Origin of the sequence: Streptomyces sp. CBMA152 (assembly GCF_014596475.1) — a bacterium.
In the GTDB taxonomy this organism is placed as follows: domain Bacteria; phylum Actinomycetota; class Actinomycetes; order Streptomycetales; family Streptomycetaceae; genus Streptomyces.
In genome coordinates this window covers 106324-118102 of the sequence record NZ_MECJ01000039.1, presented here as the reverse complement: position 1 = coordinate 118102, position 11779 = coordinate 106324, and the positions used below count along the sequence as shown (strand labels likewise).

Below are 11779 nucleotides of genomic sequence, written 5' to 3'. Positions count from 1 at the left end.
CTTCGGCCGTGACGAACGGGGATTCGGACTCTTCGCACAGCTGGGCACGGTGGCGACGAGGTGAGCTCACACGATCTCCTGCGTACGGGTCGGTACTGGGTGTCTACGTGCTGTCGTGCGGCCCGGTCCCGTAGGGACAGGGCAGAAGGTGTGCCACCGCGAATGTTCACGAACCCCGTTCATGCGGTCGCACATAGGTGTAGCCCGGAGGTATCTCGGGTGTACCGGCCAGGCCGAACGTCAGGAAGTCCTGCCGGAACAAGCGCCGCTGTTCGTCGCTCGCCTCGTGCCCCAGATGACCTATGAGTCGCAGGAAGCCGGGCACGTGATACCTGGTGACCAGGCGGCCCGCCTTGGCCGGCTCGTCGGCGCCGTTCCCGCCACGTGGCCTGTCCTCGACGACCAGCGGGGTGTAGCAGACGAGTTCCAGCCCCGCCTCATACGGCTTGGGAGGGTAGTGGGGGCGACCGTCGGCGCCGCGACTGCCGCACACCGTGGTGAGACGGCCGGTGGCCAGCAGTGCGACCAAAGCCCTTTCCACACCGGGGGCGGTGGGACGGACCGGTGCGTCCGCCATGACGAGGCCGATCGCGGGGTGGAGCCGTTCACGGGCGAGCAGAGCACGGCCATAGACGTCCAGGAGCCCGAGACGACGGACAGCGATCATGACAAGAGACTCGGTGTCGGTCCAGGCGCCGACGGCCGGGCCCCGCCGTGGTGTGTCCACACCGTCCCGGGTGCGTACGCGCCGGTCGTAACGGTGCGCCACCGGCTGCCCGTCGACGGTCTGCGGCCGGGACAGCAGCCGGGTCCTGATGTTCACCGTCCGGCTGTCGCGCCGCCAGGTCGACGTGAGCAGGATCCCCGGGAAGAATTCGTCCGGCCAACGCAGGCCGGTGAGGCGGCCCTCCTTGTCGATCCGTGCGCACTGGCTGGACCAACGGGACGGCAGAGTCCGCCCGTCGTGACTCATCCGGACCTGTACGTCCTCGTCCGGAAAGCCGGGCAGCGCGAGCCCGGCCAGAACATCCTGTGGCAGCGGTAGGCATCCAAATGTCCGGTGCGCGGAGCGCAGAGGCTGGGTCCACTCGATCCGGTCCGGCTCGGCCGATGCCGGAACCGGGTCACCCAACCCCCGGTCGTCGGGCCACAGTTCTGCGTCATCGGGGTCTGGTTCGGCGTCCGGGACGCGAGGGGAGGGCTTGACGGCCTCGGGCCGCGCAACCGGGTGCAGTGAGGTCGCGGGCGGCGTCGGGACACAGCTCTCGGTCCAGCCACGACCGGCCGGCTCACCCAAGGACCCCAGGGGCAAGCGCCCCGGGCCTTCGTCTGCCGCGTACTCGACCCGCCACACCCCGCCGCCCTGCCAACGGTCGTCCAGGGTCATGTGAACGCCGTTGGGGAGCAGCCCCGTGTCCTCGTCCGCCTCTCCCCGCGCATAGTCCGTAAGCAGGACGTTGGCGTGGCTGATGGCCAGGGGATACGCCGTTTCCCGGAGCAGCCCGGAGGCCTGTGGCAGGGCACGCAGCGCCGGTCCGAGAGCGGTGTAGACGACCTTCTTCTGGGCCGCCGCCCGACGCGTCCCGATCGGCACGGCCGAGCGGGCGACCGAGTGCGCCAGGGCTTCGAGGGCATCACGCCCCAGCGGTCCCGGATCGGCGAGACGAGCGGCCATGGAGGTCCGGGTGAAGGCGTAGTCACCCCACATCCGAAGGTCGGGCGACGACGCCAGCGCCTGCCGGACGACACACATCAGCCTGAGCAGCGCTGCTTCCAACTCGTCCGGAGTACTGGTGGGTGGCAGCATCAATGGCAGCGGCATGGGGGCCAAGGAGCTGGTCAGTTGGTCCCGGCCCCGGGTCATCAGATAGCGGGCGTAGTAGGACGTGTCGTCCAGGTCGCTCTCGGGCCGCCTGTACCGCGCTTCGACCAGCAGATGACCGTACTCATCGGTCGTTCGCCGACGGCTCAGCCTGGCGAGCCGTTGGCTGGTCGCGGCCAGCCCCTGACCGAATGCCCCGGCATCGAAGACCAGCCGCTCGCGCATGGTCGGCGACTCCACCGCCGCAAGCATGCCCGGGCCCTGGGCACCGGACGGAGCACCCGACAACCACGTCGGCACATCTCCCGCGCTGCCGAGATCCCGATGAGCGCCCTCCTTGTAGATCACCTCCGCAGGCAGGAGATCACCGCCGGTTCGCACATTGATCATCGCGCCGACGGGGAGCGCCTCGACCTCGTCGTCGAGGGCGACGGAGGGGAAGTCCCCGATGTCGAGCGGCCCGCCGGCGTAGCCACCGGCTTCCGTGTCGAAGCCGAAGTACACCGCGTTGAAGGCGACCGCGGTGTGCACGGGCGCGGTCCGCCGGGTGACCAACGCGCCCAGGTAGTGACGCAGTCGAGCGAAGTCCGGATGAGCGCCCAGGTCCGGCTCATGGAGCAACTCGGGAGAGAGCAGAGGGGGATCCACATACGGCCGCCAGGCCCTGGGTAAATCGCCGCTGTCAATCGTCAATCGCATATGTTGCCCATGTTCACGCGACACCTGGGGAATGTGAAGAGCTCGGACCGAACGGGACGGCGCCACCGCCGGAGGCGTCGAGGTTACGCCCATCGATGTGGTCGCACGTGCGGTTCGGCGGATTTCCGGAATCCCCCTCCCCCGACCTCCTGGTCAGGGATTGATCACCGGCAGCATCGGCGCCTGCGAGAGCGGGAGCGCCGGCGGCCGCGCCCGATCCAACAGCGGCCCGGTGATCAGCGTCGTCCCCACCGCCATCACCACCATCGCCGTGAACAGCCGGGTGTCGATGACGCCGAGGCCGAGGCCGACGTTCAGGATGACCAGCTCCGTAAGGCCACGGGCGTTGAGGAGGACGCCCAGCGTCGTCGCCTCGCGAGGGGGCGCGCCCGTCAGGCGGGCCGCTCCGTACGCGCCGGTGAACTTGCCCGCGCAGGCGACCACCAGGACTGCCGCCGTCATGATCAGGCCCCGGACGCCGAGGCCCGAGATGTTCACCGACATGCCGGTGACCGTGAAGAAGACCGGGAGCAGCAGCAGGCTGGTCTGCTCGATGCGTTCGGGGACCTGCGGCGCCGTCTCGTCGATCTGGCGGCGCGGTGCGATCGCGCCGAACGCGAAGGCGCCGAAGACCGCGTGCAGTCCGATCTCGTCGGTCGCGGCGGCGGTCAGCAGCACACCGACGACCAGGACGGAGTGGGTCAGGGCCGTGCCGCCCGCCCAGGGTCTGGCCCGGTCGAGGAGCCAGGCCAGGGCGGGGCGTACGAGCAGGACCAGCGCGGCCAGCAGCAGCGCCGACTCCAGCGCCATCCGGGCCAGCGGCCAGGGTCCGCCGCTGCGGACCACCACGACCACCACCGCGAGAACGCACCACGCCAGGAAGTCCTGCACGGCCGCGCACGCGAGTGCCACCACACCCAACGGGTCCTTGTACAGGCCGCGTTCGGCCAGAATGCGGGCGAGTACGGGGAACGCGGTGATGGACATCGCCGCGCCCAGGAACAGCGCCGGGCCCAGCGGTCCGTCCACCTTGAGCTGGGATTTGCTGAGCCAGGGGTAGAGCCCGTACGCCAGGCCCATGCCCAGCGCGAACGGCAGCGCCACCGAGCTCAGGGACACCGCCGCCACCTGCCGCCGCGCGCTCGGGGCGCGCAGATGGACCACGTCGAAGTGGTAGCCGACGCCGAACATGAAGAGCACCAGGCCCAGTTGGGAGAGTGTCTGGAGGTAGGGGAGCACGGACGGCGCCACCAGGCGCTTTTCCACGTCGCCCGGAAAGAGGGAGAACAGACTCGGGCCCAGCAGAATGCCGCCGACGATCTCCCCCATCACCGCCGGCTGCCGCAATCGCACCGCGAGTCGCGCCAGCGCGAAGGCCACCGCGAGAATCAGCGCCAGGGCGAGGAGGAAGCGTCCGGTGGAGGGCGCGGCGGATCCGGCGAGTTCGAGATGCGTCTGCACGTCGGTGCTCACTCCTGTCGGGCCGCAGGGTGTCCCGCTGTTCTAGCGACGGAATAAGAATCGCGCAACTGCCGTTCAACCGCGCCTTGTTTGATATTGAACAGGGCTCGCCGCCGCTCTAGAATTGCACCGGATCACCACATGAGGTGGAGGGGGTTGGCGGATGAATCGCGACGAGGAACTCCGGATCCTTGACCGTGCCCTGGAGCACCTTCGCGACAAGCGACTTCCGCTGACCGACTCGGACACCCGGGTCAGCGTCGACCGCTATCAGTCACCCGAGTGGTACCGGGCCGAACTCGACCGCATTTTCGCCAAGTTGCCGTCGATGCTCGTGCACAGCTCCGAGATACCGGAGCCCGGCGCCTTCGCGACCCTGGAGCATTTCGGCAGGCCGCTGCTGGTCAGCCGGGACTCGGACGGCTCCGCGCATGTCTTCCTCAACGCCTGCCGCCATCGCGGAGCACGCCTCGAAAAAGACCCGTCCGGTCAGCGTAAACAGTTCACCTGCGGTTATCACGCCTGGCGTTACGACCTCGACGGCACCCTCGCCGCCATCCCGAGCCCGCACTGCTTCCCGGGCGTCGAGCGGGGAAAACGCAATCTGGTGGCGGTTCCCTCGGCGGAGGCGTACGGATTCGTCTGGCTGATGCCCGAGGAGGCTCCGGGCCGGGCCGACCTCGACGCGTTCCTCGGCGACTTCCGCCCGGACATCGCCGATCTCGATCTCGCCTCGTACGAGATCTACGGCGCCGAGAGCCAGGAGTGGGAGATCAATTGGAAGCTCGTCGTCGAGGGCACGCTTGAGGGATACCATTTCCCGTTCCTTCATGCGAAGAGCGCGAACCCGCTCTTCGAGAACAGCACGTTCTTCTTCGACAGCTTCGGACCCCATCTGCGGTCGATCCTGCCGAAGCGATCGATAAACTTCATTTCCAGGACCGAGCGCAGCGAACGGCGTCTGCTGTCGGTCGCCAACGTGATCCACACCATCTTTCCCAACGAGACGGTGCTGCATCAGTCGGACCACTTCCTCTGGATTACCAGTCATCCGCTCGACCCGACCCGGACGTTGGTGAAACTGCGTCTGATCGTGCCGAAGGGTTCGGTGGCGGAGGGTAACGTCGAACAGTGGGAAGAGAACCGGCAGCTGACCTATCAGGTGCAGTACGAGGACCTGGAAATCTACCGCGAGATCCAGATCGGCCTCACCAGCGGCGCCAATGACGAACACTGCTTTGGTACGCAGGAGTTCGCGCTCCAGAAGTACAACGAGGCGATCGAGGCGCAGCTGTTCGCGGAGGAGTGACCTGCCCCGGTCCCACTCTCACTTCACCCGTACCCACCTCTTCGCCCCATACAACGCACCCCCCGCCACCAGCCCCCAGAACGCCCCGCTGATCCCGAAGAACTGCACGCCCGACACCGTCACCACCAGCGCGACCACCGCCGCCTCCCGGTCGCCCGGCTCGGCCACCGCCCCCACCAGCGAGTTCCCCAGCGCGCCGAGCAGCGCGAGGCCCGCCACCGCCTCGATCAGCGTGGGCGGGGCCGCGCCGACGAACGCGACCGCCGCGCCCGCGCCGAGGCCGATCAACAGGTAGGCGGCGCCGCCGATCGCGGCCGCGCGGTAGCGCTTGCGCGGGTCGGGTCCCGCGTTCTCGTCGGCGCACAGCGCGGCCGTGATCGCGGCGAGGTTGACGGCGTGGCCGCCGAACGGCGCCGCCGCCAGACCGAACGCGCCGGTCCAGCCGAACAGCGGGCCCGGCTCGGGGTGGTAGCCGTTGACGTTGAGCACCGCGATGCCGGGGATGTTCTGCGACGCCATGGTCACCACGTACAGCGGCAGGGCGATGCCGATCAGGGCCGCCGCCGTGAAGTGCGGGGCGACCAGGACCGGTCGGGGCCACAACGGGCCGAGGTCGTCGGCGGAGATGTGCGTGGTCGCGGTGATCAGGACGACCGCCACGACGACCGCCGCCGGTACCGCGTACAGCTTCTTGAATGTGCCGACGACCGCCCAGACCGCCACGATGGCCAGGCCCACCGCCGGTTTCTCCTGGACCGCCTTCGCGGGAGCGAGGCACAACGGCAGTAGGATGCCCGCGAGCATGGCGTTGGCCAGCGGTTTCGGGATGGCCGAGACCCAGCGGCCGAGCGGCTTCCACAGTCCGGTCGCCACGATCAGGACGCCCGTGACCAGGAACGCGCCGACCGCCGCCCCGAATCCGCCGTCGACGGAGGCAGAGCCCGCGAGCAGCGCCGCGCCCGGGGTGGACCAGGCGACGCTGATCGGCATCCGCAGCCGGAAGCTGAGGAAGATCGCGCCGAGGCCCATCGAGACCGAGAGCGCCATCAGACCGGACGCCGCCTCGGCACGGCTCGCGCCGACGTGCGTGAGGCCTTCGAGGACGATCGCGAACGAGCTGGAGAACCCGACGAACGCGGCGATCAGCCCCGCCGTCCCCGCCCTGACCAGGTCGGACACGGCCCCCGACGGCTCCCCCGGAGGGCCCGGCGAACTCGCCGCCTCCGTCTGCGACGTCGTCAATGGAACTCCTCGTATCCGCTCTGTACGACGATGTCGCGCATGACCTCGCTCGCGCCCGCCGCGACCGTCGCCGCCTGGGCGTCGTGCACGATCCGCACGATGTCCGCGCCCTCCCGGAACCCCTCGGCGCCGTGCAGATGCCGGCACTCCTCGGCCACCGTCCGGGCGACTTCGGTGGCCTTCAGCTTCGCCATCGAGCACGCGGTGATCGACAGCGGGTCGCGGGCGTAGCTCCAGGCCGCGTGGTAGGCGAGCATCCGGGTCGCCTCGACCTCGGTGAGCAGATCCGCCATGGTGTGGCGCACGGCCTGCTTGGCGCTGAGCGTCGAGCCGAACATGCCGCGATGCTTGAGATAACTCCAGGTCATATCAAGGCAGTTTGCGGCGTCGCCCACCGCCGAGATCCCTGCTGCGAGCCGTTCCAGCTGCATGTTCTTCATGATCTGTACGAAGCCGGAGTTGCGCCGCCCGATCACGTTCCCCTTCGGCACCCGCACCCCGCGCATGCTGATGTCGGCCATGCCGGAGGCGCGCCAGGCGATCGAGTCGTTGGGCAGGACGTGGACGCCCTCGGCCGTACGGTCCACAATCACCAGGCTCACGTCGGCCTGAAGAGAGCGGACTTGGGGCCCTCCCGTCCGTACCGCCGTCACGAAGAAGTCGGCGAAGGAGCCGTTGACGATGAAGCGTTTCTCGCCGTCGATCACCAGGTCGTCGCCGTCCTCGACGGCCGTCGCCGCGAGTCCGGCCAGGTCCGAGCCCGCCTGCGGCTCAGTGATCGCCAGCGCGGCGATCAGGTCGCCCGCCACGGCCGGGCGCAGATAGCGCTCCTTGAGTTCGGGCGAGCCGTTGGTGGCGAGATAGCTGGTTCCCATGTACGCGTGCAGGGCGACCGCGAAGCGCACTCCCCCGAAGCCGATCCGGCCCAGCTCCTCCAGGAAGACCACCGAGTGGAAGAAGTCCTTCGCCGAACCTCCCACCGATTCCGGGTGGTTGAGGCCGAGCAGTCCCTCGGCGGCGAACGCGTGCCAGGCCGAGCGCGGCATCTCCCGGCGCCGCTCCCACTCGGCCGCATACGGCACGATCTCCTTCTTGAAGAACGCGCGCACCGAGCCCCGGAACGCCTCGTGCTCCTCGGTGAAGTACGGCGCCCCCTCGATCGTCATCGCCCGCCCCCTGTCAGCCGCTCCGAGATCGCCGCGAGCACGACCTCCTCCTCGTCGCGCGGGAAGAAGTGCCCGGCGAGGAAGGACCGGATGGCGAAGCCGCCCGTCGTGTGGTGCCGCCAGTCGATCATGTCCTCGTACGGGTCGATGTCGTCGTCGGCGCCGCACAGCGCCAGGATCGGCGCCTCGACCTGGCCCGGCGAGGGCTCCCAGGTCTCGGCGAGCCGCAGATCCGCGCGGAGCACAGGCTCCAGGAGTCTCATCAGCCCGGCGTCGGCGAGGACTTCGGCCGGGACGCCGTCCATCACGCGCAGCCGCTCGTACAGCGTCGGGCCGTCCATCGAGTGCATCGGCGGCCAGCGCGGCTCCATGCCCGGGGCGCGGCAGGCGGAGACGACCAGGAGCTCCGGCGGACGGTGGCCGCCCGCGGCGAGTCGGTGGGTGAGTTCGTACGAGAGCCGGGCGCCCAGGCTGTGGCCGAAGAAGGCGTAGGGGCCGCGCTCGGTCTCCGGCACCAGCGCCTCGGTCAGCGCTTCGAGCGTCTCGGGCCAGGAGTCGAAGGGCCGCTCGCGAAAGCGCTGTTCGCGCCCGGGCAGCCTGATGCCGGTCACCCCGACGCCCGACGGCACCCGCGACTGCCAGCTCCGGAACACCTGCGTTCCGCCGCCCGCGTACGGGAAGCAGAGCAGTTGGACGCCGACCAGGGCCGTGCCGGAGAACCGGGCGAACAGCTCGGCCGTGGGCGGCCTGGCGGCGCGGGGTGTCGGGGGCACGGCGGGCCTACGCCGTCGCCTCGTCGACGGCCTTCGCCAGACTGCTGAGCCTGGCGTCCTCGTACAGCGTCTCGGGCAGCAGGACGTCGACGCCGAAACGCTCCTCCACGCGGGAGAGGAACTTGATGGCGGTGAGCGAGTTGCCGCCGAGCTCGAAGAAGTCGTCGCCTACGCCGACCTCGGTGATGCCGAACAGACTCCGCCAGATCTCGGCGATCGCCTGCTCGGTCGCGGACATGGGCGGGGCGCCCTGCGCCGTCTGCGCGTCGTGGGAACTCATCGTCCTCTCCTCCATCTGGTCAGTCGCGGGATGCCACCGGCTGTGCGGCCCATCGCGCGGGTGGTGTTTCGTACGTGGTGAGCAGCGCGCGGCCGTCGACCTTGCCGGTGGCGGTCAGCGGCAGCGCCTCGCAGAGGTGGATACGGGCCGGCACCATGTACGCGGGGAGCCGGTCGCGCAGATGGCGGCGCAGCTGTGCCGGGGTGGTCGCCGGGTCGTCGCTCACCACGAAGGCCACCAGAGCCTTGCCGGTGTGCGGGGTGGCGACGGCGACATGGCTGCGCCGGACCGCCGGGTGGCGGTCGAGGTGGTGGGCGATCTCGCCGAGTTCGATACGGAAACCGTTGATCTTGACCTGGTCGTCGGCGCGGCCCTGGAAGACGAGCGAGCCGTCCGGGAGCAGGGTGCCGTGGTCGCCGGTGCGGTAAAGGCGTTCGGTGACACCGTCGACCACGCGCTCCACGAACCGCTCGGCGGTCAGGTCCGGCATGCCCAGATAGCCGGGTGACAGTCCGTCACCCGCCAGGCAGATCTCCCCGGTCCGGCCCGGCTCGCACAGAGTGTTGCCGTCGATCACGTAGAGGCGGGTGTTCTGGATCGGCCGTCCGATCGGCAACAGGCCGGAATCGGGGGTGAGTTGGTCGATGGGATGGTAGGTGGCGAAGGTGGTGGACTCGGTGGGGCCGTAGACATGCACGAGGCGGCCCGGGCCGTACGCCCGCAGCGCGGCCGCCACATGCGGCATCGACTGGAGCTCGCCGCCCATGAGGACGGTCTCGGTCCCGGCGAGCGCGTCGGGTGCCTCGTCGATGACCGCGTTGAACAGGGCGGTGGTGAGGAAGACGACGGTGACGCCGTGTTCCTCGACCACCCGGCCGAGCCGGGAGAGCCGCACCAGGGCGTCCGGGTAGAGCACGCAGGTGCCGCCGTGGAGCAGCGCGCCCCAGATCTCGAAGGTGGCCGCGTCGAAGGTAACGGGTGCCAGTTGCAGCAGACGGCTGTGTCCGTCGAGCCGGGCGAACCGTGCGCCGCACACCAGCCGGGCGATGGAGCGGTGCCGGATCGGGACCCCTTTCGGCCGTCCCGTGGAGCCGGAGGTGAAGTTGATGTACGCGATGGCGTCGGCGGGCACGTCGATCGCGGGGGCGTCGTCGTGCGCGTCCTGCTCGGCATCCAACTCCCCCTTCACCAGCACCACTTGGCAGCCATCAGGGCGTACGGCCGACGCCTCCGACCGGATCACCCAGCGGCAGTCCGCGTCGGCGAACAACCCCTTCAGCCGCTCCTCGGGCCAGCCCGCGTCGAACGGCAGATACGCGCCGCCGCACTTGAGGACCGCGAGCAGCGCCACGATCAGCTCGGGCGAGCGCGCCAGGCAGACCCCGACGGTCGCCCCGGGGGTGTATCCCCGCCGCAGCAGCCGCCGGGCGAGCCCGTTGGAGAGCCGGTCGAGCTCGCGGTAGGTGTACGTACGGTCGCCCTGAACGACGGCGGGCGCGTCCGGGGTGCGGGCGGCCACGGCGGCGAAGAGGGCGGGCACCGCGCTGTCGCGCGGGTAGGCGACCGCGGTCCGGTTGATCCGGCGGTGGGCGGTCAACGCCGCCTCGGTGCCGGTGAGTTGGATCCCCGTTGGTGGTTCCAGCGCAGACACCCCTCGGGATGTGTCGACGTCTACTGGGCGTGGGCCGGGTGGCTCAGTCGGCGGGCGTGAAGGGCGTGCCGTTGACGGTCTGCCCGACGAACCGGTTGTGGCCGTGGGTGTCCTGGCCGCAGACCTGCACACAGCCGAACTTGTCGAGGCTGGCCTCGCCGCCGAACTCCTGGAGCGCGTCGGAGTACGGATACACCTGGACCTGGTTGGGCAGATAGCGGGACGCGTACCCCAGGCGCATGTCGTCGGTGAGTCCCGCGTGCGGGTGCGAGGCGTGCATCAGGGTGGACCAGAAGACGATGAACTGGCCCTGCTTGAGCACCATGGACTTGGCCTGGGACTCGTCGGGGCTCCAGTTCGGGTCCTTCTGCAGCTGGCGGTAGTCGTAGCCGAAGAAGCCGCGCCGCACGCCGCTCTTCTCCACCTTGCCGATGGAGTCCGCGTCGTACGTCATGACCTTGGACTCGTCGTAGTTCATCGTCTTGTGCGAGCCGGGGATGAACTGGAGGCAGCCCATCTCGATACTGGCGTCGGTGAACGCCGTCCAGACGGTGATGGTGCCGCCGAACTCGGAGTCCTCGGGCCAGACGATCTGGGGGTGCTTGGATCCGGCGACGTTGGAGAAGTTGTCGGCCTGGTGCCAGTCGGTGCCCTCGTCGCCGGGGTACTTCGGGAAGAACTCGGTACGCCAGCAGAGCACGTCGGGGCCGAGCAGGGACGCGACGCGGTGGACGATCTCGGGGCGCGTGATGTGGCCGGCCAGGAAGTCGACATCGAGGTGGCGGTCGTAGTTGGCGAGATTGGTGACGCCGGAGACCGCCTTCTCCTGCCCGTAGATCGCCCGCTTGGTGTTGAGCAGCTTGGGGCGCAGGGCGCGGAGGTTCTTCTCCATCTCGGCGGGCTCGTAGAGGTCGAACGGGCCTATGTAGCCGTCCCGGTGGAACTGCTCGATCTCCCGCTCGCTCAGCGAGAAGTCGGTGCTCGTGGTGCCGGCCAGGTTGTCCATGCATCACCTCTGTGTAATCGACACTCCGCTGCGGCAGCGGATGGGTAAATGCGCGCTGTTCCGGTCAACTCTCGCCAGTGCAGGGCGAGTTGCGACCTGTTTAACACAGGACCACCTCCGGAAGCTCCTATTCCCCGGAGTTGCACAGGCGCTCTCGCCGGAGCGCGATTCCTGCGGGTCGCGGGGCCCGGACGGCGACAGGATCGTTGTACGTGTCAAGCACCGCTCGTACGTCCGGCCGGGCGGCACGCTCCGTCAGGACCGCGCACAATCAGCCGCGTACGAGAGATTCGGGCTTAAGCTCCTATAGGTAATGAAACTGCATGTAAAGGGGAAGATCGACGCCCGGCCGGGCTCCCCGCGCGCTCGC

At 69.3% G+C, this 11779-nt stretch carries 9 protein-coding genes; 1 reads left to right on the top strand and 8 read right to left on the bottom strand.

The genetic code is table 11. The features are described from left to right. Positions 1-166 precede the first annotated feature (166 nt). Both BG418_RS38565 and BG418_RS38560 read right to left on the bottom strand, forming a co-directional pair. Positions 167-2515, bottom strand: a complete 2349-nt coding sequence (locus BG418_RS38565) for a hypothetical protein (RefSeq protein WP_188278747.1) — start codon at positions 2513-2515, stop codon at positions 167-169. A 159-nt stretch (positions 2516-2674) separates the two neighbouring features. Further along, on the bottom strand, positions 2675-3982 hold the full coding sequence (locus BG418_RS38560; protein WP_188278746.1) for a cation:proton antiporter: 1308 nt from the start codon (positions 3980-3982) through the stop codon (positions 2675-2677). Between the two features lie 163 nt (positions 3983-4145). Between BG418_RS38560 and BG418_RS38555 the strand changes: the two genes are divergently transcribed. Continuing rightward, complete coding sequence (locus BG418_RS38555) at positions 4146-5291, top strand: aromatic ring-hydroxylating dioxygenase subunit alpha (RefSeq protein WP_188278745.1); 1146 nt, start codon at positions 4146-4148, stop codon at positions 5289-5291. Between the two features lie 18 nt (positions 5292-5309). On the opposite strand, the gene BG418_RS38550 is transcribed toward BG418_RS38555, so the two are convergent. From BG418_RS38550 to BG418_RS38525, 6 genes are read right to left on the bottom strand one after another with little or no spacing between them, the layout of a single operon-like run. Next, entirely contained in the window at positions 5310-6533 is a 1224-nt protein-coding gene (locus BG418_RS38550) for a benzoate/H(+) symporter BenE family transporter (RefSeq protein WP_223186049.1), read from the bottom strand. Beyond that, on the bottom strand, positions 6530-7699 hold the full coding sequence (locus BG418_RS38545) for an acyl-CoA dehydrogenase family protein (protein WP_188278744.1): 1170 nt from the start codon (positions 7697-7699) through the stop codon (positions 6530-6532). The genes BG418_RS38550 and BG418_RS38545 overlap by 4 nt, the downstream gene beginning before the upstream one ends. Further along, on the bottom strand, positions 7696-8472 hold the full coding sequence (locus BG418_RS38540; RefSeq protein WP_317453901.1) for an alpha/beta fold hydrolase: 777 nt from the start codon (positions 8470-8472) through the stop codon (positions 7696-7698). Before BG418_RS38540 ends, BG418_RS38545 begins: the two co-directional genes overlap by 4 nt. Positions 8473-8479: 7 nt before the next feature. Further along, a complete protein-coding gene (locus BG418_RS38535; RefSeq protein ID WP_188278743.1) occupies positions 8480-8752 on the bottom strand; it encodes a phosphopantetheine-binding protein in 273 nt (90 codons plus the stop codon). A 19-nt stretch (positions 8753-8771) separates the two neighbouring features. Next, positions 8772-10403, bottom strand: a complete 1632-nt coding sequence (locus BG418_RS38530; RefSeq protein ID WP_317453900.1) for an amino acid adenylation domain-containing protein — start codon at positions 10401-10403, stop codon at positions 8772-8774. 43 nt (positions 10404-10446) lie between these two features. After that, positions 10447-11409 (bottom strand): chlorinating enzyme, encoded by a 963-nt coding sequence (locus tag BG418_RS38525; protein ID WP_188278742.1) that lies wholly within the window; start codon positions 11407-11409, stop codon positions 10447-10449. Positions 11410-11779: the final 370 nt, after the last annotated feature.

What these genes read in the sequence shown, in the direction of transcription:
- BG418_RS38555 (WP_188278745.1), top strand. Translation starts at nt 4,146, where the DNA reads ATGAATCGCGACGAGGAACTCCGGATCCTTGACCGTGCCCTGGAGCAC.
- BG418_RS38545 (WP_188278744.1), bottom strand. Translation starts at nt 7,699, where the DNA reads ATGACGATCGAGGGGGCGCCGTACTTCACCGAGGAGCACGAGGCGTTC.
- BG418_RS38535 (WP_188278743.1), bottom strand. Translation starts at nt 8,752, where the DNA reads ATGAGTTCCCACGACGCGCAGACGGCGCAGGGCGCCCCGCCCATGTCC.
- BG418_RS38525 (WP_188278742.1), bottom strand. Translation starts at nt 11,409, where the DNA reads ATGGACAACCTGGCCGGCACCACGAGCACCGACTTCTCGCTGAGCGAG.